At 67.8% G+C, this 20,996-nt stretch carries 16 protein-coding genes; 4 read left to right on the top strand and 12 right to left on the bottom strand.

All coding sequences use genetic code 11. The features are described from left to right. Window positions 1-36: 36 nt before the first annotated feature. Together AX721_RS08360 and AX721_RS08355 are read right to left on the bottom strand one after the other, a co-directional pair. Window positions 37-1,029 (bottom strand): FecR domain-containing protein, encoded by a 993-nt coding sequence (locus AX721_RS08360; protein ID WP_082765537.1) that lies wholly within the window; start codon window positions 1,027-1,029, stop codon window positions 37-39. Further along, window positions 959-1,549 (bottom strand): RNA polymerase sigma factor, encoded by a 591-nt coding sequence (locus AX721_RS08355; protein ID WP_068875554.1) that lies wholly within the window; start codon window positions 1,547-1,549, stop codon window positions 959-961. Before AX721_RS08355 ends, AX721_RS08360 begins: the two co-directional genes overlap by 71 nt. 177 nt (window positions 1,550-1,726) lie before the next feature. On the opposite strand from AX721_RS08355, the gene AX721_RS08350 reads away from it, so the two are divergent. Then, window positions 1,727-3,019 carry an MFS transporter gene (locus AX721_RS08350; RefSeq protein ID WP_068875553.1) on the top strand — a complete coding sequence of 431 codons (1,293 nt, stop codon included), beginning with the start codon at window positions 1,727-1,729 and terminating at the stop codon, window positions 3,017-3,019. Window positions 3,020-3,168: 149 nt separating this feature from the next. After that, complete coding sequence (locus AX721_RS08345; protein ID WP_068875552.1) at window positions 3,169-4,071, top strand: MurR/RpiR family transcriptional regulator; 903 nt, start codon at window positions 3,169-3,171, stop codon at window positions 4,069-4,071. 6 nt (window positions 4,072-4,077) lie between these two features. On the opposite strand, the gene AX721_RS08340 is transcribed toward AX721_RS08345, so the two are convergent. The 9 genes from AX721_RS08340 to AX721_RS08300 form a co-directional block, all read right to left on the bottom strand. Beyond that, window positions 4,078-4,866 (bottom strand): HAD-IIA family hydrolase, encoded by a 789-nt coding sequence (locus tag AX721_RS08340; protein WP_068875551.1) that lies wholly within the window; start codon window positions 4,864-4,866, stop codon window positions 4,078-4,080. Between the two features lie 156 nt (window positions 4,867-5,022). Continuing rightward, window positions 5,023-7,242: a TonB-dependent siderophore receptor gene (locus AX721_RS08335; RefSeq protein ID WP_068875550.1), complete on the bottom strand. Its 2,220-nt coding sequence runs from the start codon at window positions 7,240-7,242 to the stop codon at window positions 5,023-5,025. Between the two features lie 259 nt (window positions 7,243-7,501). Further along, window positions 7,502-9,610, bottom strand: coding sequence for a phosphocholine-specific phospholipase C (locus AX721_RS08330; RefSeq protein WP_068875549.1), 2,109 nt, complete (start codon window positions 9,608-9,610; stop codon window positions 7,502-7,504). 130 nt (window positions 9,611-9,740) lie between these two features. Beyond that, window positions 9,741-10,757, bottom strand: coding sequence for a phosphonate ABC transporter, permease protein PhnE (gene phnE, locus AX721_RS08325; protein WP_082765540.1), 1,017 nt, complete (start codon window positions 10,755-10,757; stop codon window positions 9,741-9,743). Then, window positions 10,754-11,515 carry a phosphonate ABC transporter ATP-binding protein gene (locus tag AX721_RS08320; protein ID WP_068875548.1) on the bottom strand — a complete coding sequence of 254 codons (762 nt, stop codon included), beginning with the start codon at window positions 11,513-11,515 and terminating at the stop codon, window positions 10,754-10,756. The genes phnE and AX721_RS08320 overlap by 4 nt, the downstream gene beginning before the upstream one ends. Beyond that, complete coding sequence (locus AX721_RS08315) at window positions 11,512-12,429, bottom strand: phosphate/phosphite/phosphonate ABC transporter substrate-binding protein (RefSeq protein ID WP_197422506.1); 918 nt, start codon at window positions 12,427-12,429, stop codon at window positions 11,512-11,514. Before AX721_RS08315 ends, AX721_RS08320 begins: the two co-directional genes overlap by 4 nt. A gap of 133 nt (window positions 12,430-12,562) precedes the next feature. After that, entirely contained in the window at window positions 12,563-14,509 is a 1,947-nt protein-coding gene (locus AX721_RS08310) for an asparagine synthase-related protein (protein WP_068875546.1), read from the bottom strand. A gap of 5 nt (window positions 14,510-14,514) precedes the next feature. After that, window positions 14,515-15,162, bottom strand: coding sequence for a lasso peptide biosynthesis B2 protein (locus tag AX721_RS08305; protein ID WP_068875545.1), 648 nt, complete (start codon window positions 15,160-15,162; stop codon window positions 14,515-14,517). Between the two features lie 293 nt (window positions 15,163-15,455). After that, a complete protein-coding gene (locus AX721_RS08300) occupies window positions 15,456-16,166 on the bottom strand; it encodes a GntR family transcriptional regulator (protein WP_082769837.1) in 711 nt (236 codons plus the stop codon). A 289-nt stretch (window positions 16,167-16,455) separates the two neighbouring features. Here AX721_RS08300 and AX721_RS08295 point away from each other — a divergent pair, with 289 nt between their 5' ends. After that, window positions 16,456-16,941, top strand: a complete 486-nt coding sequence (locus AX721_RS08295) for an XRE family transcriptional regulator (protein ID WP_156467075.1) — start codon at window positions 16,456-16,458, stop codon at window positions 16,939-16,941. Window positions 16,942-17,273: 332 nt separating this feature from the next. On the opposite strand, the gene AX721_RS08290 is transcribed toward AX721_RS08295, so the two are convergent. Next, window positions 17,274-17,759, bottom strand: a complete 486-nt coding sequence (locus tag AX721_RS08290; RefSeq protein WP_068875542.1) for a MarR family winged helix-turn-helix transcriptional regulator — start codon at window positions 17,757-17,759, stop codon at window positions 17,274-17,276. 543 nt (window positions 17,760-18,302) lie between these two features. Here AX721_RS08290 and AX721_RS08285 point away from each other — a divergent pair. Next, complete coding sequence (locus tag AX721_RS08285; RefSeq protein ID WP_068875541.1) at window positions 18,303-20,846, top strand: TonB-dependent receptor; 2,544 nt, start codon at window positions 18,303-18,305, stop codon at window positions 20,844-20,846. Window positions 20,847-20,996 lie beyond the last annotated feature (150 nt).

The raw sequence follows: 20,996 nt of genomic DNA, 5'->3' as shown, positions 1-20,996 counted from the left end.
GGTTCGCGCCACCGCCATCAGGCGGCGAAAAAATCGTCAGCTCGACCTTTCCACCAGCAGGACGCCGCCGTCCGCGGTCTCGATCACCTCGATCGGAAAGCTGCTGGTCAGGGCGGCCAGGAACTTGTCGGCCTCGTCCACCTCGAAGCGGCCGCCGATGCGCAGGGACTCCAGACGCGCGTCGCCGATGACGATAGGCTGACGCCGGTAGCGGTTGAATTCGCCCACGACCTGCGCAAGCGACTCGCCGTCGAACTCGAGCACGCCCTCCTGCCAGGCCGTACGCTGGCGCAGGTGCTGCCCGTCCAGCGCAGTTGGCGCGACGGCGCCCGACCGCACGATGGCGCCCCCGCCCGCCGCGATCCTGGCCGCGGGCGGGGCCTTGACCTCCCCTTCCCGCGCCACGACCCCGACCACGCCCTCGGTGACCGTCAGCTCGACCACGTCGGGCCGGAGTCGCACGTTGAACGCCGTGCCGAGGGCCCGGAACCGCGCGGAGCCGGCGTCCACCAGGAAGGGGCGCGCGGCGTCATGGGCGACATCGAACAGCGCCTCGCCGCGCACCAGCCGCACGCGCCGCTCCGCGTCCGTGTATGCGACCTCGACCGTGGAGGCGGTGTTCAGCGTCACGCTGGACCCGTCCCGCAGCGCCACCACACGCCGCTCGCCCACGCCGGTGCGATACAGGTCCACATTGTCGAGCAGGCGCCAGCCCACCGTGGCGGCGACCGCCGCGCCGGCCGCAGCCAGCCCGCCGAACATCAGCCGCCGCCGGTCGGGCCTGCCGGCCGCACGCGGCGTCGCGGACGCAATCTCCAAGGGCGGCGGCGCGGCGCGCAGGCGGGCCGAGGCGTCCCAGGCGGCCTCCATACGTGCGAACGCCACAGCGTGGCGGGGATCGGCCGCCACCCATGCATAGATGTCCTGGCGCTCCTGGGGACTGACCCCACAGGCGAGCTTAGCGACGTAGGCGGCCGCCTGTTCGTCTGTCGCCCGCCGGTCGCAGCTCTCGTGGGGCTGTTCGCCCAAGCTCGTGATCCTCACGTTCCGCCAACGCCTCGGCCACCAGCTTCAGCGCCTTGGCAAGATGCTTCTCGACCGTTGAAACGGACAAGCTCATCTGTCCCGCTATGGTGGCAAGCGAAAGATCGTGCACCCTGCGGAGCAGGAACACCTTACGCGCCTGGGTCGGGAGGCGCTCGACCACCGCCTGCAACCAGCGCAGTTCGTCGCGAGCCTGCAGCTGCCGCTCCACGGCCGCCTCGTCTGACCGCAGCACGTCCAGGTCGGCCACGAAGTCCAATGACACGATGGTCTCGCGCCGCAGGGTGTCGATCAGCAGGTTCCGCGCCACCGTGAACAGATAGGCGCGCCCGGCGGTGACCCGGCCGAACTCCGGCGCCTGGTAGGCGCGCGCCAGGCTTTCGGCCACCAGGTTGTCGACGTCGAACCCCGGCGGGCAGATCCGCTTCAGGCGCGCGCGGACCGCCGCCTCGTGCGGCAGCACCACGGCCTTGAACCATTCCAGGCGAACGAGAAGCTCGCTCATATCCGGCCCCCCATCAGCGCCTTCACGACACCGATGTGACAATCGGCGCATGCTTGCGAGGCGTCGTCTAGGGTTCCCTTGCGTATCCCTCGCGCACGGCGAAAGCGCGGGCGCCGGATGGCGGAAAGTGAGGCGCCCGCCCGTTCAAGTCGTCGAGAGCATGTGGTCGGGAGTGGGGTGGCGGTGTCGGAATCCTTGGCGGGCGGTCGGCGCCTGAAGTCCATCATCGGCGGCTCCACCGGCAACCTGGTGGAGTGGTACGACTGGTACGTCTACTCGGCCTTCACCCTCTATTTCGCGCCAGCCTTCTTTCCCTCCGACGATCCGACGGCCCAGCTCCTGAGCGCGGCGGCAGTCTTCGCGGTGGGCTTCATCGTCCGCCCCCTGGGCGCCTGGGTCATGGGGGTCTACGCCGACCGCAAGGGCCGCAAGGCGGGGCTGACCCTGTCGGTGACGCTGATGTGCCTCGGCTCGCTGACCATCGCCGTCGCGCCGACCTATGAGCAGGCGGGCGCCGTAGCGCCGCTGATCCTCCTCTTCGCCCGCCTGCTGCAGGGCCTGTCGGTGGGCGGCGAGTACGGCGCCTCCGCCACCTATCTGTCCGAAATGGCCGGCCGCGACCGCCGCGGCTTCTTCTCCAGCTTCCAGTACGTGACCCTGATCTCGGGCCAACTGCTCGCGCTCTGCGTCCTGCTGGTGCTCCAGTCCGTCCTGCCGGCGGCGGACCTGGAAGGCTGGGGATGGCGCATCCCGTTCGGGATCGGCGGGGCGCTGGCCATCGCCGTCTTCTACATCCGCCGGGGCCTCGTGGAGACCGAGAGCTTCCAGAACGTGAAGGCGACCGCCAGCCTGGGCTCCAGCGGCTGGATCCTGTTCCGGCATTATCCCCGGCAGGCGTTCCTGGTCATCGCGCTGACCGCCGGCGGCACCTTGGCCTTCTACGCCTATTCCACCTACATGCAGAAATTCCTGGTCAACACCTCCGGCTTCAGCCGCGAGGCCGCCACCGAGGTCACGGCCGCGGCGCTGTTCGTCTTCATGCTGATCCAGCCGCTGGCCGGCTGGATGTCCGACCGGATCGGCCGCAAGCCGCTGCTGATCGCGTTCGGGACGCTGGGCGCCCTGGGCACCTATCCGATCTTCCGGCTGCTGGAACAGGCCGACAACTCGTTCACGGCGTTCCTGCTGGTACTGGCCGCCCTGCTGATCGTCACCGGCTATACGGCCATCAACGCCGTCGTGAAGGCCGAGCTGTTCCCCGCCCACATCCGGGCCTTGGGCGTCGCCCTGCCCTACGCCCTGGCCAACGCCGTCTTCGGCGGCACGGCCGAATACGTCGCCCTGTGGTTCAAAAGCGTGGGGCTGGAACGCGGCTTCTATTGGTACGTCACCGGCATGATCGCCCTGTCGCTCTTCGCCTACCTGCGCATGCCCGAAACCCGGCGCACCAGCGAGATCGCCGAGGACTGACCGGCGGGCGTGTTCCAAATCTGTCGCATGCCGCCGCTAGTTCTCAGCAGATTCGACGTGCGCCGAGCGGCCACGGCGGACGGCGGCCATGCCCTGGACCCCCACAGGCGCCGATGGCATCACAAGCGTTGGAGCCAGCGAGGGACACGATGCCGGATCAAGCCGCCCCGAAGCCGACCGCACGGGCGCGCGCCTCGGACCTTGCGCCGGTCGACAACGCCCTCGGCCGCATAAGGGCGGTGCTGGAGACCCTCGCCCCCGGAGCCAGGCGCATCGCCGACTACGTACTCGAGCGCCCCGACGACGTCCTCAAGATGTCGGTCACCGAGCTGTCAGAGGAAACCCAGGCGTCCGAGGGCAGCGTGATCAACTTCTGCCAGCGGCTGGGGCTGTCAGGTTTCCAGCAGCTCAAGCTCAGCCTGGCGCAGGAGATCGTGCGGCCGGTCCAGTTCATCCACGAGGATCTGGAGATCGGCGACGATACGGCGGTCGTGTGCCGCAAGATCTTCCACTCGGGCATCCAGGCGCTGCAGGACACGCTCTCGGTCCTGGATCACACGGCCCTGGCCAAGGCGGTCGAGACGCTGCGCACCGCGCGCCGGATCGAGGTCTACGGCATCGGATCCTCGGCCCCGATCGCCGACGACGCGCACTACCGCATGCTGCGCATCGGCCTGGACGCCAAGGCGGTCACCGACAGCCACATCCAGGCGATCAGCGCCTCGCGAACGGACCCCGGCGTCGCCGTGCTGACGATCTCCCACTCAGGCGCCACCCACGAGACGGTGATGTCGACCAAGCTCGCCAAGGCCGCGGGCGCGCGGACCGTGGTGATCACCAACTATGCACGCTCGCCCATCCAGGCCCACGCGGACGTCGTGCTCTTCACCATGGCCCGCGAGACCCGCTTCCGCACCGAAGCGATGATGAGCCGGATCGCCCAGCTTTGCGTCCTGGACGCCCTGATCGCCGCCCTGGCGCTCGCCGATCACGACCGGGCGACGGAGACCCTGCGCAGCACCTTCGACACCCTCTCCAGCAAGCGGTTCTGAAGCCCCTCACCCGGCCAGGTCTTCCAGGGTCAGCTCCCCCGGACCGTCGACGAGGATGCAGCGAAGGCCCAGCGGGGCCGCGCCCGCCACGTCGGTCTCGGGGTTGTCGCCGATCATCACGGCGTCCTCCGGCTGGACGCCAAGCGCCTCGCAGGCCCGCAGGAACAGGGTCGGGTGAGGCTTGCCCACGACTTCGAACGGCTCGGCGCCGGGGCCGGCGCCGGCGAGGATGGCAGCCAGCAGCGAGCCGGTCTCCGGCATCACGCGGCCCTCCGCGGAGGGGTGGCTCCGGTCCGGGTTGCCGACCAGCAGGCGCGCCCCGCGCCGCACGGCGTTCACCGCCTGGGTCAGCTTGGCATAGGAAAAGCGGGTGTCGCGGAGCAGGACCACGAGGTCCGGCTCGTCGGTGACGAGTTCCAGGCCCATCCGGCGGGCCGCCTCCTCCATGCGCGGGGCGGCCAGGAGCAGCGTCCGTTCGGGGGCGAGCTGGCGGGCCCGGAGCAGGGTCTCGATCCCGGCCAGGATCACGCGCTCCGGCGGGGCGTGGATTCCGTTGGCCCGCAGCCGGTCGGAGAAGAAGCCTCGCCCGTGGCTGGTGTTGTTGGAGACGATGGCGAAACGCTCCGGCCGGGCCGCCATGAGCGCGACCGCGGCGGCCTGGGGTCGGTCGGCGATGGCCGCGCACCCGTCCCAGTCGAAAAGCAGCGCCTTGGCGTCGGCGATGGCCCGGCGCGCCTCCACGGCGTCCTCGATGGCGGCCGCCCACGGCGTCGCCCGAATGTCGTGACGATTCAAGAGAATGGACTCCGCGCGCCGGGACCGGCCGGCGCTGATGGGTTCGACGCGCGCCCGCTGCGGCGTGGGCGGCGAGATTGAAAAATGAACCGCCGCGCGCGGTCCGGGCCTGCGGAGGGGACGCAGCTCCGGGCGCGCGCGGCGGCGACAGCCGGCCTAGAAGCGGGCCGTGAAGGTGCCGTAGAAGGCGCGGGGCTTGCCTTCGAACGGGTAGCCGAAGAAGTACCTGGGGTCGCGGTTCGTATACTCGCCGCGATTGAAGGCCGAGCCGTAGAGCTGGTTCCCGAACCCGTAGCGTTCCGCGTATTTTTCGTTGAATACGTTCACGACGCGGAACTGCAGCTGGTACTGCATGTCGTCGCCCAGGAAGTAGTTCACGGTGGCGTTGGTGACCGTGTACTTACCGAAGTTCTTCCGGATCTGCGGGCGACCATTGATCGTCAGGCCGCCGCTGGCGAACTCCGAGCCCTGAAGACGCGGCATGATGGCGACGTTGAGCCGGCGGTCGGGCGAGGTCCATTCCAGGATGCCGTTGATGAACCAGGCCGGCGTCTCGCTGATCTGCTCGCCCTTGAGCACCCCCGTCTTGGCCGCCGCATCCTGGGCCGTGTAGCCAAGGTTCAGCCGCCAGCTCTGACCGACGGTAAGGTTCACATCGGCGGTGACGCCTACGATCTCGGTGACGGCGGGGTCGTTGTAGTAGGTATTGCGCGCCGGGAAGCCGTTGCTGGCGGGGACCGGGAAGTCGGTGGTGGTGCGGATGCGGTTCTTGATCTCGGTTTTGAAGCCGCCCACTTCCGCCGACACAGCAAAGCTGTCGAAGCGACGCTCGTAGCCGAAGCCGCCGTTGTAGGTCTCCGTTTCCTCGGTCTGCAGGTTCGGGTTGCCGACGACGGTCGAGCTCTCGTTCCGCAGTTCGGTGATCCGGGGCAGGCTGTACGAGGTGCCGCCGTTCGCCCGGACGTAGAACCCGTAGGGCAGCGGCTGGCGCACGCCAAACTTCCAGATCGTCCGCTTCTCGGACCCGGGAAGGAAATCGGTGCGCACCGCGAGCGAGATCGCGGTGTCGGGGCTGAAGGGCAGTTTCGGCCGCGCGTCGATGAACACGCCCGTGGTGGTCGCCGGATCGTCGTCGACCGGATACTCGGCCGCGGAGTCATCCTGGTAGCGGACGATCTGGCCGCCGGCGACGAACTCGATGTACTCGCCCAGGTTGACGGTGTTGCGGACCGTCAGGCCGTATTCCTTGAAGCCGGCGCGACGCTGGTTGGTGGAGCCGAAGCCCCGGTTGGCGCCGTTGGCGAACACCTTGCCCGACCACTCGCCGAAGGCGACGCGGGTGTTGGTGGCCGGGTTGATGCAGCCGGCCTGGACCAGGCAGATGTCGGGGTAGAGCTCGGTGTTCCAGAGCTTGGGGTTGCTGTAGTAGGCGTTCACCTCGGTGAAGAGCATCGGCGACCAGCGCTTTTCCAGCGAGGCGTCGACGATGGGATAGCGGACCGTGTTGGGCGAGTGGACCTCGCGGTCCGGGAAGGCGTCCTGGAACTGTGATTCCGTGTATTCGCCGTTCAGCCGGAACTCGGTGCTCTCGTCGATCTTCCAGAGGTACTTCACCCCCACTTCATTGCGGTTGAGCGGGTATTCCTGCACGCCGCCGGCCGCGCGGACGTTGTCCACGAAGTCGTCGGGATTGAAGATCCGCGGCCCGTCGGTGGCCTGCATCGAGCCGTAGAACATCACGCTGTGGCGGCCGTCGGCGTCCAGCGGGAACGAGTAGTTGCCCCAGATCTCACGTGACTCGAACGAGCCGTAGCTGACGCCAAGCTCTCCCTTGCGCGTGCCGTCCGGCTTCTTGGTGACGAGGCTGACGACGCCGATGCCGCCGTTGCTGCCGAAGAACAGGCTGTTGCCGCCCCGGAAAACCTCCACGCGCTCGATCATGTGCGGATCGATGGTGGTGGAGCCCCAGATGTCCTCCAGCGCCGGGCCGCGGTCGTACAGCGGCACCCCGTCGCGGACGACCAGGGTGTCGCGGTCGCCGCCGCCATCCAGGCGGATCGTGTATTCGCCTTCGTCGGGGGAGTAGCCGACGTTCACGCCCTTCACGAGGAACTGGGCCAGTTCGGCGAAGTTCAGCGCGCCGCTCTTGGCCACGTCCGCGGCGGTCACGACCTGGACGGAGTTGCCGTACTCCACGGCCTCGACCGCCTTCACCGAGCCCAGCTCGGCGCGCTTGCCCTTCACCAGCAGTTCGCTGACGCTGGTGCCGTCGGCATCTCCGGCGGCCTCGGCGGCCCAGGCCAGCGCCGGCGCCGCGCACCCGGCCAGAAGCGTAGCGGCGAAGGCCGCAGCTGTCGGCGTGTGTCTCTTCTTCATGACAACCCATCCCCCGGTCATGCGAGCGAGGCTCGCGTTCGGTGCGGGCGGCCCGTTCGGCCTCCCGTCGGGCTGGGATCAGTAGGGGCGTCTCGTGACGGTGTAGTGAATATTTCTCATTCGTTTTTGATCATCAAAATGAACTTTGCGCACCGTCCGTATCCAGCCATTCCGGACATGCGTCAGCAGGCGCGGCCGCCGGTCGCGGCCGCGCCTGAGCGTTCCTCATTGAGGGCGCGTCGCCGTCGATCCGCCGATCCTAGGCGCCCATGGCGGGGTCGCTGATCCCGTGCGCGCCGGTCTCCATCCGGCCGGCCGCGCGGCGGGTCACGCCGGGCGCGGTGACGCTGACGTCGTACCAGTCGCCCGCGTCGGCCACCGACCACTTCCGCGTCGAACGGCCCCCGGGCGGCACGCGCACCTCGCCGCCCGCCTCGCCGTAGGCGTTGTGGCGGATCACGGCCGCCTGGGCCTCGGTCGAGCCGTTGCGGATCTCCAGCTCCACCTCGCGCGCCTGCGGGCGGTACCGCACCTCGATCTCCAGCGCGCCGCCGGTCTCGCCCTGCACGTCCCGGCGGAAGCCGTTGTGGCTGAAGACCGAAAGGTCGTAGCGGCCGCCGTCGCCCGCCGTCGCCCAGACGTCCGAGACCGTCTTGCCGGCCTCGACGGTATAGCGCCGCGGGATGCGGTCGAGATGCAGGCGGTCGTAGACGTGGAACACGGCGCCGGCCTTGCCCCCATTACGGAACTCGAGCCGCACCTCGCCGGCCACGACCTCCGACTTGACGTTGAGCACGTAGGGCAAGGCGCGCGAGGGCCGCACACCCGTTTCCGCCCGCACCGGCTGGGGTTGCTCCGGCGGCATGATGCGCGGCCGTTGGATGTGTTGCAGCACCACCGCCGAGGCGCCGCTGACGTCCGGCAGATCCGGGAACACCGGATCGTTCGGCTTGGCGAAATCGAAGGCGGAGGTGAGATCGCCGCAGACCGCCCGGTGCCACGGGCTGATCCCCGGCACCGTGACCCCGAACCGCGTCTCCAGGAACTGGCCCACCGACGTGTGGTCGAAGGTCTCGGAGCTGACCCAGCCGCCCTTGCTCCAGGGCGAGACCACGTACATCGGCACCCGCGGCCCGAGGCCGAACGGGCGGACGAGGCCGCTCTGCGTGTCACGCGCGTCGATGTGCTTGCGTTGGGGGTCCGAGAAATAGTGCCCGCGCAGGTCCAGAGTGGACTTCCCCGCGAGCCGGCCCTCGGCGTCGTAGGACGGCGGCGCCGGCGGCGGCAGGTGGTCGAACTGGCCGTCGTTCTCGTCGAAGGTGAGAAAGAAGACGGTCTTGCCCCAGACGTCGGGATTGGCGGTCAGGGCCTCCAGGACCCGGGCGGTGAACTCGGCGCCCTGCACCGGCGTCGAGGCGCTCGGATGTTCGGAATAGGGCGGGGATGGAAGCACCCAGCTCACCGCGGGCAGCGTCCCCTCCTTCACGTCGCGCGCCAGCTGTTCCAGCGACCAGTGGCTCATGCCCTTCTCGTAGAGCGGCGAGCCCGGCTTGCAGGTCCGGAAGCTCTCGAACGCCAGGCCGCCGTGCATGGCGCCGGTCCAGTTGTTGTTGGGGTCCTGGTAGATCCGCCATGAAACGCCGGCCTTCTCCAGGACGTCCGGGATGGTGTCCCACTTCAGGCTGTTGCCCGCGTAGGTGTAGCCCGGCTCCGGCAGGGCGCCCTTGACCCAGCAACGCCAGTTGTCGGGTTCGGCATGGTCGTCCGTGCAGTCGACGCCCTTGGCGCGCAGCTCCGGGTCCGAGCTCGATCCCGACCAGAAGACGATGCGGTTGGGGTCCGTCCCGGCCGTCACCGAGCAGTGGTAGGCGTCGCAGATCGTGAACGCCTCGGCCAAGGCGAACTGGAAGGGGATGTCCTCCCGGCGGTAGTAGCCCATCGAATAGGCCGTCTTGAACCGCGGCCACTCCTCGATCTTGCCCTGCCCCCAGGCGGCCTGGGCGTCGGCGTAGGAGTGAGGCGTGCCCGGCACGCGCAGAGCGTCGGTCTTGCTGGTGTCGAGGTGGAACGGCGGCAGTTCGCGCTTGCCGTCCGACTGCCGCCAGACGTTGCGCCCGCCGACGAGGGGAATGGGATGCCGGTCGCCGAAACCGCGCACGCCGCGCAGGGTCCCGAAGTAGTGATCGAAGGACCGGTTCTCCTGCATCAGGATCACCACGTGCTTCACGTCCTGGATCGTACCGGACACCTGCCGCGCCGGAAGGGCCAGCGCCCGCTGGATCGCCACCGGCATCGCGGCGATCGCCGCCCCGCCGGCCGCCGCGCCCGTCGCGAGCCTGAGGAATGTCCGCCGGTTCGTCTCGTCCATCACTGACCCCCATCGCTTGATCTGGAGGGCAAGGTGACGTCTGGCCGTGACGCTCACGTGAGGCGTCCATGACGAGCTAGTGAATATTCTTCATTCCACGAGCGACATCATGATGAGATTGTCGCGGCGGCTAGAAGTGAGCCCTGCGCAGGCGGGCCGAGACCTGATCGATCAGGAACACAGCCGCGAACATGGCCACCAGGATCGTGCCGACATGATGGTAGTTGTACATGTCGAACCGGCCCTTCAACTCCTGGCCGATGCCCCCGGCCCCCACCAGACCGACGACCGTGGCCATGCGGAAGTTCCGGTCGAGGACGTAGAGGGTGTAGCCGATGTATTGCGGCAGCACCTGCGGCAGGATCGCGAAGCGCAGCACCTTCAGCCGGTTCGCGCCGGTGGCCGCCAGGGCTTCCTGCGGCTTGGGGTCTGCCGCCTCGACATCCTCGGCGTAGAACTTGCCGAGAAAACCCGCGCCATGGAGCGCCAGGGCCAGGACGCCCGCCACCGGACCGAAGCCGTAGGCGACGACGAGGAACAGCGCGCTGACCAGCTCGGGCACCGCGCGAAGCAGGCTGACCAAGGCCCGCGCGCCGCCGTAGACCCAGACGTGCGGCGTCAGGTTCCGGGCCGACAGGAAGGCCAGGGGGGCGCTCATGAGCACCGCCAGCAGCGTGCCCCAGAACGCGATCATCAAGGTCTCCCAGAGCTTGACGCCGACGCGGACGAGGTAGCCCACCGGCTCCACCAGGTATTCAGTGCGCTCGACCACCGCGCGCATCTGGAACGTCTCGGGATCCAGGCGCTCGGTGCGGGTGTCGACGACCTCGATGCGCGAGAAGAGCGGCAGGCGGTCGCGGTCGAAGCCCTCGATCCGCGAGACCTCGCGGCGTTCCGAGATCTGCAGCGGGATCATCTGGCGGCCGATGGCGCCGAGGCCGTCCACGACCTGCGACGTCCCGCCGGTAGCCAACGCCGCGATGGCCTCGCCCGTCATCCGGAGCATCCGGCCCGCCTCGACGCTCGGCGCAGACGCCAGGATTGCGACCACCAGCAGAAGCCAGCCGGCCACGACGCGGGGACGCAGGGCTCGCGGGAAGCGCCAGGCGGGCGCCGGCGTGGCCGCAGAATCGCGCGCCAGGCTCATCGCGCCGCCTCCGCGGCCGAGCCGTAGATCGACAGCGCCGCGGCCTCGTCGAAGGCGGCGGCCGGACCGTCGAACATCAGGCGGCCGGCGCGCAGGGCCACGATGCGATCAGCGAAACGCCGCGCCAGATCCACCTGGTGCAGGCTGCACAGGACGCTCGCGCCCCGCGCCTGCGCCTCGCGGCGCATCAGGTCCAGCACCTCGACGCTCACCCGGGGATCCAGGCTGGCCACCGGCTCGTCCGCGACCAGAATCTCGGGGTCCAGCATCAGGGCGCGGGCGATGCCGACTCGCTGGCGCTGCCCCCCCGACAGCTCGGACACCCGCCGGGTCAGGTGCTCGGGCGAAAGCCCCACCTCGGCCAGCAGCGTGCAGGCCTTGGCCCGGTAGGCGGTCGGATAGAGGCCGAGCAGCGCACGCCAGGTGGCGATCTCGGCGATCGCACCGGCGATCATGTTCTCGGCGACGCTGGCGCGGTCCACGAGGCCGTAGTGTTGGTGGACCATGCCCACCTTGCGCCGGATCTGGGAGAGGTGGGCCGCGTCGACGGGCGTTCCATCGACCCGCACGGCTCCGCCGGTGAGCTCGGTCAGCCCGTTCACGGCGCGCAGCAGTGTCGATTTCCCGCTGCCCGACGGCCCCACAAGCGCGCAGACCTGGCCGCGCGGAACGCCGAAGGTGACGTCGTCCAGCGCCAGGGTCCCATCCGCGAACCGCTTGGAGGCGCCTTCGAAGGCGATGTGCGGCTCGGCGCTCATCGGGCGGCCGCCTTCTTCAGGATCGCCGCCTTCAGCGGATCGTCGACGCGCGCCAGCATGGCGGCGGCGGCGGCGTAGCTCCGCTCCGGAAACGCGGTGTCGTAGCCGTCCACCCGCTTGCCGCCGTAGCCGCGGATCATATCCGGCGTGACCCCAGGCGCCTTGGAGACCGTCGCGAAGGCCCGCTTCAGCCGCGCCTTCATGGTCGGCGGCAGGCGGGTGCTCATGCCCAGCGGGGGGTTGGGGATGGGCGCGCTGCGGGCAAGGACGCTCACCTCGCGGCCGGACACCACGCCCTGGTTCACCGCCTTCTCGAACGAGTCGAACGACAGCGCCGCGGCGTCGGCCTGTCCCTGCATCAGGGCGGCCAGGCTGTTGGCGTGACTGCCCGTCAGGCGCACGGCGCCAAGGTCGCGGACCGGGTCGATGCCAGCGTCCAGGAGCATCGCCATCGGCGCGATGAACGAGGAGGCGGAGTTGAGGTCGCCGAAGGCCACGCGCCGCCCCTTGACGTCCGACAGCCGGCGCACCGGGCCCTTCGCCCTGGTGAACAGGCCCGCGTAATAGGTCGAGCGGCCGTTCTCCACCGAGACTGCCAGCAGTTCGGCGCAGCCGCGGCGGCGCGCCTGGACATAGGCGACCGGCCCGAAGAAGGCGACGTCGGCGCCGCCGTTGCACATCGTCTCGACCACGGCGTTGTAGGACTGCCCCACCCGCAGGGTGAAGTGCAGGCCGGAGGTGCGGGTGATGGCGTTGAACACCGGCTGGAAGTCGGCGCGGGTGCCGTCCTCGGTGCCGCCGTCCGCCGGAATGAGCACGACCCGCAGCGGGTTCTGCGCCGAACCCAGCGGCGCGGCGCTCCAGGCCGCGGTCGGGATCAGGAACGCGAGGCAAAGCGTCAGCAGGCGTAGCACGAGGGGTCCTCCGGTACGCCGAAGGCATTGCCCCATCCTGATGACAGGCCAAAGACAGTCTCACCCGCAAAATGACGACGACTGAGGATTTCTCAATTTGGTATACCCGCCTGGTCAACCTCGGGCTTGTCTGTCAGGCCGGGAGGCCAGCCAGTCGCGCGAGGCGGGCGATATCGAGCGCGCCCTCGAGCTCAGCGGCGATCTCGTCCAGCGCCGTGTCCACGGCGACGGCGTGGTCGCCCGCCCGGGCGGCGGCCCCCAGGCCGGCCAGGATGGCCGCGCGGGCGCTGCGGTCGGCGAACAGGCCATGGACGTAGCAGCCGGAGATCCGGCCGTCGGGCGAGACCGCGCCGCCCTGCGAGCCATCCGCGAAGGTCAGCATGGGCCTCGTCAGGCCCTGGCCGTGCGTGCGGCCGATGTGCATCTCGTAGCCCCGGAACGCGGCGCCGCCGTGAAGCTCGCCGGAGACGGGGCGCAGCACCTTGTCGCCGGCCAGCACCGTCTCGATGTCCAGGAGGCCCAGGCCCGCCGCCGACCCGGATGGCCCCTCTACGCCCTCGGGGTCGGCAATCCGGGCGCCCAGAATCTGGTAGCCGCCGCAGATCCCCATGACCCGCCCGCCCCAGGTCAGGTCCGCCACCGGGATCGCCAGGCAGGCTTCGATCACCGGCTGTGACAAGAGCGGATGCACGAGGTCGATCCGCCGCCCGCGCTCCGACGCGCCATAGGCGCCGGAGGCATAGATCAGCGCCTCGATCTGCAGGGCCTTGGCGGGCGCGACGGCCTGGCCGCGCGCAAGCCAGGGATGGGGGCCAAGCCGGCGCGCCAGACGGCGCGCATCGGCCGACACGAACGGCGCGACGGCGGGCTTGGGGCGCACGCCCGCCAGGCGCCCCCATAAGGCCTCCCGGCCGACCGACCAGACCGAGCGCCGCGTGCTACGCGCCATGGCGGCCAGGACCCCGGCCCATTGCGCCGCGCCAAGGCCTCGACCCCGCAGATCGGCCGCGGCGAGCGCCGTGACCCTCTGGAAGAACACCGCGTCACCCCCCTGTCCGGTGAGGACGCGACACGCACCATGCTCGCGGGCGAGGCGCACGACATCGGCGTCATACTGCCGATCCAGGCCGTTGACGCTGGGCCGCAGCCCCGTGGGCATTCCCTCCAGCGCCTCGCAGGTCAGGGTCTGGTCGGGCTTCAGGATCTCGGTCAGACCGACCCCAAGGCGCTGGGCCACGGCGCGCGCGAAGTCCCGCTCGTCGGCTTCCGGATCGCGGGCATAGAAGTTCGTCCAGGCCTTCACCTCCAGGGCGGGCCCGCGGCGCAGCGCCGAGGCGACGATGGCCGAGTCCAGCCCGCCGGAGATCTCCGCGATCACGCCCGGGTCGCCGGCGGCGAAGGCGCGCGCGGCGCCATCCACCGCCGCCACCAGGACGGCCGGGTCCGAGGCCTCGGCGCGGGCGCAGGCGGCCGGGGTCCAGAGGAGCTCTCCGCCCGCAGTCACGCTGCGGGACCCCAGCCTCGCCCCGGGCAGGGCCGCTTCGACACCCGACAGCCCAAGCTCCGCGGCGGCCGCGCCCGAGGACGACGACAGAAACCCCGCCACGACCGGCCAGCAGATTTCGGCCCGCCACGCCAAGGGGCCGAGGAGATCCGCGGGCGGCAGGTCCGACGCCACAAGTGTCACGCCGTCGATTCGCCACCTCAAGGCCTCGACCGCGCCGGAGGGATCGCGCAAGGCCGAGAGCGTGTCGCCGTCCGGCCACAGCGCCACGTAGCGCCCCCAATAGCGCGCGATCAGCCGCCTGGCCTGCGCTCCTCCACCCGCCTCGCAGACTTTGAGCACGTCCGGGGCTGGCTCGAAGCCGGCGCGGCCGAACAGGTCGCCGACCACCCAGCCGTCCCGGCCGATCCGCCGAACGGGCGGGGCGAGGCAGGCGCAGACCAGCAGCAGGAACTGCGCCTCGTCGGCGACGACCCGGTAGGCGCCGGCGGCCGTGGCCCGCCGCTTCAGCTGCGCCACGCGGGTCCGGGCCAGGAGATTTTCGGCCCGCCAGGCCAAGGCGAGGTAGTCTCCCATCGCGCCTAGACCGCGAAGATCGGCGTGAACGGGCGCACCCGCTCCACGGCGTCGTCCAGTACGGTCGATCCCGATTGTAGCCAGCAATGGGCCTGAAACGGCCAGGTGCGGACCCCGAACACCCAGGTTGCATCCTGGCCGCCCAGCCGCAGGAAGCGTAGCAGCATGAAGGCGCGGAACAGGCACTCGCCCTGGAAGGGGACCCAGGGCAGCAGCTGATCGAACCGCGCCGCGCGATCCGCCAACACGTCCAGGTCGCCTTCGCGCGCGCGGCGGGGCCGGGCCCACGCCGCCGTGGCGACCAGGTGTTTGAGGGGCGCGCCATAGTAGAGGCGCACCATGCTCCCGAAGGCGCGCGCCATCCGCCCCATGTCGGACCCGCGGGGCGCGGCGACATGGCCGCAGAGGTCGAAGCGGGACGCCGGGGGCAGGTTCAGGGGCTGACGTCGCGGGTCATCGGGGCCGGCGAGGAAGCCGGCCGCGGCGAAGGCCTCGGCCAAGTCTCCATCGATCTCAAACCCGTACCCCCGGCTGGGCGCGACCGCGCAGGCGGCGTCTGGCAGGCAGAAATAGGCGTCGGCCGCGATGTTCAGGACCACCAGGTCCGCACCGACCGCCACCAGGTGAATGTCCGGACCCAAATGGACGAGCATGTTTCGCCTTGGCTTGAGCGGTCACTGGGCGACCTCAGGGCCGCCCCTGGAGGGGCGGCGCCGGCGCGAGCCGGCGCCGCGGGGAGGTCAGCCTTCCTCCCGCTTGAACGTCGCCAGCTCCAGGCCGACGCCTTCGATGCCCTTGGTGAGGCGGCGGGCGGCGCCCATGCGGATCACCTTGAACGTGCGGGTCTTGGACATTTCCATCTCCTTGCATTGCAACTGCCGCGGATCGCGGCCTGTCGATGGAGCGCGCCGGCGCAAAGAGATTCAAACTATATTCGATATATATTTCATATACTTAAATAGCGCTCGCGAAGCACGGCGGCGATCTCGGCCGAGGCCTCGCGTCGCCGGGCCAGGGCGGCTTGAGCCGCCACGTCCACCCCGCGCCAATCGGCCGCGTCGAAGCGATCCGCAAGCTCCGCCAGTTCGGCGCGGACGTCGCCCAGGACCAAGGGCTCGACGCGGCGGGCGGGGCCAAGGCGATCGGAAGTGATCCGGTGCTGGACCAGCAAGGTTCGGTTGCCGGCAACCAGAACGATGTGTTCGAGGAGGGTCTCGTAGACCCCCGCCAAGGCGTCCGGCGAGGCCGCGTCCTCGCCGAGGGTCTCCAGCACGGTCCGCGCGGAGACCGTGTCGGGCGACCTTCGCCGGCGTCCGACCGCGTCCAGCCCCTGCAGCGCAAGGCGCACATGCACCGCGCTCAGGTCATAGAGCTCCGCCAGGTCGAGCGCCTCGAGCCTCGGACTAAAATAGCCGCGGCCTCGCCGGTCCTCCACCAGCCCCTGCCCCGCCAGTCGCGACAGCGCTTCGCGCACCGGCGTCGGGCTGAGATCGAGTTCTCGAGCCAGTTCGACGATGGCGAGCGGCTGACCCTGACCATAGGCGCCGGCGCGCAAGCGGACCCTCAGGGTCGCCAGCGCTCGTCCGAATGGGTCCCGCTCTCGAATCAATATCGCCTCCCAACGCGGCGGCCTAAGCGTCAAATACGCATCCACCATTCTTCGAAGAGCGAAGTTCAACAATAGAATTCGAACGACTCGATGAAAATATTCGTTAGCCTCCCCACTACACACTTCTATACGCGCCGAATGTCTGCGCGAACCGCGCAAACTTCTTGCGCATTCTCTATTTTCGAAGTCGCCGCCGCTGGAATATCAGGCCGATTTTGTTCTCTGGACACACCAGGCGCCCGATCTGTTTCTCAGGCGACTGTTTGCATATTGATTGTGGAGGCGAAGGAGGCGAGGTTGCATCGTCTCCGAGTTGCTACCCCAGCGCGTCGAGGCCATGGCCCGTCCGACTTCTGCCTCGACCATCGAGCACCTGCTGTCCATGGCGCTGCGCCTCATCCGGCGCGCCCGCCGGTTCAGGACCGCCGAGGTGGCCGCCGCCATGGGCATCGGCAAGCGGTCGTACGAATATCTGGAGGCCGGCGTCGGCCCGCTCAAGTTCGAGCGTCTGAAGGCCTTCGCCGAGTTCACGGACGCCGACGCCTACGGCCTCGTCGTCGCCGCCCTGATCAGATCCCCCGCCTTCGCCCTCAGGACCTCCGGCAACAAGCTCACCACCGCCTTCTTGATCGCGCTGCAGGAGTTCGACCAGACGGTGGGCGATGACATGGCGCAGCTGGACGCCAGCTCGTGCGTCGCCGCCTTCAATCTGGCCTTCGAACAGCTCGCCGCCGAAGCGCGTCACCGCGTCGCCCTTCGCGACGCCCTATCGCCGGAACGCCTCGACCCGCGGCCGGAAGAACCACCAACGGCAGACGACTGACCTCGGAGCGACCCGCGCCCTCACCGCACCAGGCACCCCGCCGCGCTTGGCCATTTCAATACGGCCGACCATAGCCCTCATCGCCGATGCTCATCGCGAGGTCATTTATCATATTGTAGCTTACGATAAGGCCGCGTATAGAATGTCGATCGATGAGGCTCGCCCGGTATTCGGATTTTCGCCCGAGAGAATGCGCACTGTGACCCCATCTTGCCCCGCTGCCCCGACCTACCTCCCGGGGCCAAGGGAAGCTTAGGCGGCGCGGACGACCGGCCGCGCCGCCTCTTTTCATGGCAGATGCGCGATGGCCTATCCGCGACCTTCGAGCGACCTCAAGCGGCGCTTTCATTCGTCACCAGGATATCGCGGAGCTCTAAGAGTATCTTCAGGAGTTTCTTGTAGTCCTTCGGGGCGAGCTTTCCAAAACTCAAAGCGTGCAAACTCTTGGCCTTGCTCTCCACATCGGGCATCATGGCTAACGCCTTTGCGGTGAGATGGACGCACCAGACGCGCCGATCTTCTGAATGTTCAGCGCGCATTACGTGCCCACTTTGCTCCAATCGATCAATCATTTGCCCAAGCGAGGCCCGGCTGACCTCAAGCTGCCGGGCCAAAGCCGCCTGAGAGACGCCGTCGCTACGGTGCAGGTAGATCAGAACCCGCCAAGTGGACGCGGTCAGGCCGAGTTCCTGCATCTTGTCATCAAAAGCCGCTCGCATCAGGCGGGTGACATCGGCCAGGAGGTAGCCTCCGCCCATAGGGCTCAAACCGCTGTCCAACTCATCCTGTGAGAGGAGCTCGTTAGATTCTCCGGGCATCGTCGGCTACAACTCCATGACTCTATCAGTAATATTTAAGGCTGGAATCGTGGCCGGGCCAATTCCAGGCGATGTGAACAACGGTTCCTGTCATGTGACGACCTTTGCGCAACCTGTCGAGCACTCTGACCGTCCTCGGATTTGTGGCTCGCGTTAGGGCCTCCCAGGCCGAGAGGCGGCAGACGAGCCGACTCGGGGGCGTCTTCCCGCGTCTTTGCAAACGCCGTGCGTTCGACCGTGTGGTCACGAGCGGCCTGGCGGCTCGCCGCATGCCCCGAGAGGCCCCCCAAGATAACACCGCCGCCGGCGATGCAAGACAAAGCGCGCGGCGACGAAGGCGGTAGCTGCGCCAAGGCACCCAATACTCAGGCGGCCTGTAGCCATCTCGACTGGCCGCGAGCAAACGAAGTGCTCGCGCGAGTCTACAAGCGACCGCCAGTCAGAGGCCGGGCGCGGGGACCGTTTGCCATCGTCAATGACATTATAGTAATCTCCATTACCGTCAGCATAGAGGCAAAAACGCCTAGCGGACTGGGAGGGAACATGAAAAACTACGTAAATCTGCGACTCGCCTTCGCATGCAGCGCATCCGCGCTGGCTCTGGCTGCGGCCTCGCCTAGTTGGGCGCAAGACACCGGCTTCACCATTGAAGAGCTGGTGGTGACGGCTGAAAAACGTGAGCAGAGCCTTCAGGATGTTCCTGTGGCCGTAACGGCCTATACAAGCGAACGGCGCGACCTGCTAGGGGTAGCTAATGTCGAGGACTTGGCGCGCGTTTCGCCGAGCGTCACCTATACCAACAACGACCGCCTCTCGATCCGGGGGTTTGGTCGCCTGACCAATGCTATTGGCACGGATCCTTCCGTCGCGCTGTACTCGGACGGCATTTTCTCAAACTCCATGTTTGATGCCGGCACGCCGTCGCTGTTTATCGAACGCACGGAGATTCTGCGCGGCCCGCAAGGCACCCTGTACGGGCGCAATTCCATCGGCGGGGCGCTGAACATCATCGCCAAACGTCCGACAGAGGATTTCAATGGTGAGGTCCGCGCCGTCCTTGGGAACTACGGCACCTGGCGAACCGACGCCTTGGTTCGAGGACCGATCACGGATGGCCTGCGCTTCCTCCTCGGCGGCTCTCTGGAACGCCGAGAGGAAGGCTTCTTCGAGAACCTCGGGCCTGCCGGCGATTCCAGCGCTGTTAAACGGTACATAGTCGAGGCTCAGCTGGAAGCCGATCTCGGCGAGAACATCACGGCCCGCCTGCGCTATTCGAAGTTCGACTGGGATGACAGCTTCGGCGTTGGCAACGTCCACGAGTCGATCACGAGCCGCTACGACACCACGTCCCCGACCGGCCTCGGCAACGCTGGCCTCTACTACAATCCGACCTTCGGCTTCGCAGGAATTAATCCGGCGATGACCGACCCCTACAAGATCAACACCAACCAGACGAGTGAAGGTAAGCTCAGCAATCATGAGCGACTGCACTTCGATCTCACCTGGGATCTTGGCGGCATGACCCTCAAGTATCTGGCCGGCTACCAATCCTATGTCTACGACACGGCTGGGGATGAGGATCGTTCATCGCGCACCGGCCTATTCAGCGTGCCGACCGCGACGCCTTTCGGCGCCTACACCGCCACGGGCGTGTCGCCAGACCAGAGGTTCTTCTACCGCGAGGACCAGAAATGGTACTCCAATGAGATCAACCTGTCATCGAACACGGACGGGCCACTGCGCTGGATCGTCGGTCTGTACCAGTATCATCAAACCTACGCGCAACCCCAGGGCCAGCGAGTCCTCAACGATCCGGCCGTTCAGAACCCGATCAGTCTGGCGACCGGAGTTCCGGCGGCGCCGAACCCGAAGGGGAACTACCTCTTCGTAGAAGGTGCGCTGGAGGTCGACTCCTATGCGGCCTTTGTTCAGATCGACTATGATATCACCGATACGCTCACGCTTACGGGTGGCCTCCGGTACACGGTTGACGAGAAGTCGGGTACAGACTCGGCTCGCTACGTGTCGCGTACCAACACCACCACCACCATCTTGGCCGCCGCAGGGATACCAGCCGCCATCGGACAAGGGATCGCGGTGGATTTCACTACGTTTGTCGTCTGTGGCGGCCCGACCATCGCGTCTTGCTTGGCCAATCCGCTCTATGCAAATCTACGCCCTTCGGCAAACGGCGGCCTTACTCGTGACTTGGCCGCAGACTATGACGCCTGGACGGGGACCTTAGGGCTGCAGTGGCAACCTGACTCCGACACCAACGCCTATGCCCGCTACAGCCGCGGCTACAAGTCTGGCGGCTGGCTTGCGTCCAATGGCCTAACGCCGTTCCCCTATGCCGATCCCGAATACGTCGACAACTATGAACTCGGGTTGAAGAAGAATCTGGGGCGACGTTTCCAGCTGAACTCCGCGCTGTTCTACGCGGACTACAAGGGTTTTCAGGCCCCGCTTACCGTAGTTCTAAATCCGGCCACCGGCTCAACCGGCAGTCAGTTTTTGAACCTGGACGCTGTGAGTTGGGGCCTGGAAATGGAGGCCCAGTGGGTTCCCATCGATCATCTGCAGATTTTCGCGAGCTATTCGTACCTCAACACCGAACTCAAGAGCGGCTGCTGTTTCGTCGATACAGCGGACCCGAAGGCGCTACAGGCGGGCGCGCGACCTACGGGTGTGGTGTTGCCGAACGGCAGCCGGCCCCAGACCCTCGTCGGAAACAGGCTCCCCCTGACTCCGGAGAACAAGCTTAACCTTGGGTTGAATTATACGTTCGAGTTCACTAAGGGCGATCTCACACTTGGGGGTACCTACACCTTCACAGACGAGCAACAGGCCGTCGTTTTTGCTCAGCCGGGTTTCCGCTCACCATCGAACGAAGTCGTGGACCTCCGGGCGCTTTGGAAGGACTCCGACGATCGCTACACAGTAATTGGCTACGTCAAGAATGCCTTTGATGAGTTGGCCTATCAGGACTTCCGAACCGGAGCCCCCTCGGCCAGTGGCGTTCAACGAGTCACGGTGAAGCCGAACTTCCCGCGCACGTACGGGATAGAGCTCCAGTATCGGTTCTAAGGCGAAAATGGACCGTCTCTCGGGGAGGGCAGGGAGACGGTCCAACCCCTTCTGTCACTGGCTGATCGCCTTTATGCCCACATCTGGCCAGTCTTGATCTTGCAGCGCCCCGGATCGTGCACCGGGGCTGTGGTCTCGTCGGCGAACAGC

Origin of the sequence: Phenylobacterium sp. CCH9-H3 (genome assembly GCF_001557235.1) — a bacterium.
Lineage (GTDB): Bacteria > Pseudomonadota > Alphaproteobacteria > Caulobacterales > Caulobacteraceae > Phenylobacterium.
Note: the sequence above shows the minus strand (reverse complement) of the source record. Positions and strands in the feature narration are given on the sequence as shown.

What these genes read in the sequence shown, in the direction of transcription:
- AX721_RS08355 (WP_068875554.1), bottom strand. Translation starts at nt 1,549, where the DNA reads ATGAGCGAGCTTCTCGTTCGCCTGGAATGGTTCAAGGCCGTGGTGCTG.
- AX721_RS08345 (WP_068875552.1), top strand. Translation starts at nt 3,169, where the DNA reads ATGCCGGATCAAGCCGCCCCGAAGCCGACCGCACGGGCGCGCGCCTCG.
- AX721_RS08335 (WP_068875550.1), bottom strand. Translation starts at nt 7,242, where the DNA reads ATGAAGAAGAGACACACGCCGACAGCTGCGGCCTTCGCCGCTACGCTT.
- AX721_RS08330 (WP_068875549.1), bottom strand. Translation starts at nt 9,610, where the DNA reads ATGGACGAGACGAACCGGCGGACATTCCTCAGGCTCGCGACGGGCGCG.
- phnE (WP_082765540.1), bottom strand. Translation starts at nt 10,757, where the DNA reads ATGAGCCTGGCGCGCGATTCTGCGGCCACGCCGGCGCCCGCCTGGCGC.
- AX721_RS08320 (WP_068875548.1), bottom strand. Translation starts at nt 11,515, where the DNA reads ATGAGCGCCGAGCCGCACATCGCCTTCGAAGGCGCCTCCAAGCGGTTC.
- AX721_RS08310 (WP_068875546.1), bottom strand. Translation starts at nt 14,509, where the DNA reads ATGGGAGACTACCTCGCCTTGGCCTGGCGGGCCGAAAATCTCCTGGCC.
- AX721_RS08305 (WP_068875545.1), bottom strand. Translation starts at nt 15,162, where the DNA reads ATGCTCGTCCATTTGGGTCCGGACATTCACCTGGTGGCGGTCGGTGCG.
- AX721_RS08300 (WP_082769837.1), bottom strand. Translation starts at nt 16,166, where the DNA reads ATGGTGGATGCGTATTTGACGCTTAGGCCGCCGCGTTGGGAGGCGATA.
- AX721_RS08295 (WP_156467075.1), top strand. Translation starts at nt 16,456, where the DNA reads ATGGCCCGTCCGACTTCTGCCTCGACCATCGAGCACCTGCTGTCCATG.
- AX721_RS08290 (WP_068875542.1), bottom strand. Translation starts at nt 17,759, where the DNA reads ATGCCCGGAGAATCTAACGAGCTCCTCTCACAGGATGAGTTGGACAGC.
- AX721_RS08285 (WP_068875541.1), top strand. Translation starts at nt 18,303, where the DNA reads ATGAAAAACTACGTAAATCTGCGACTCGCCTTCGCATGCAGCGCATCC.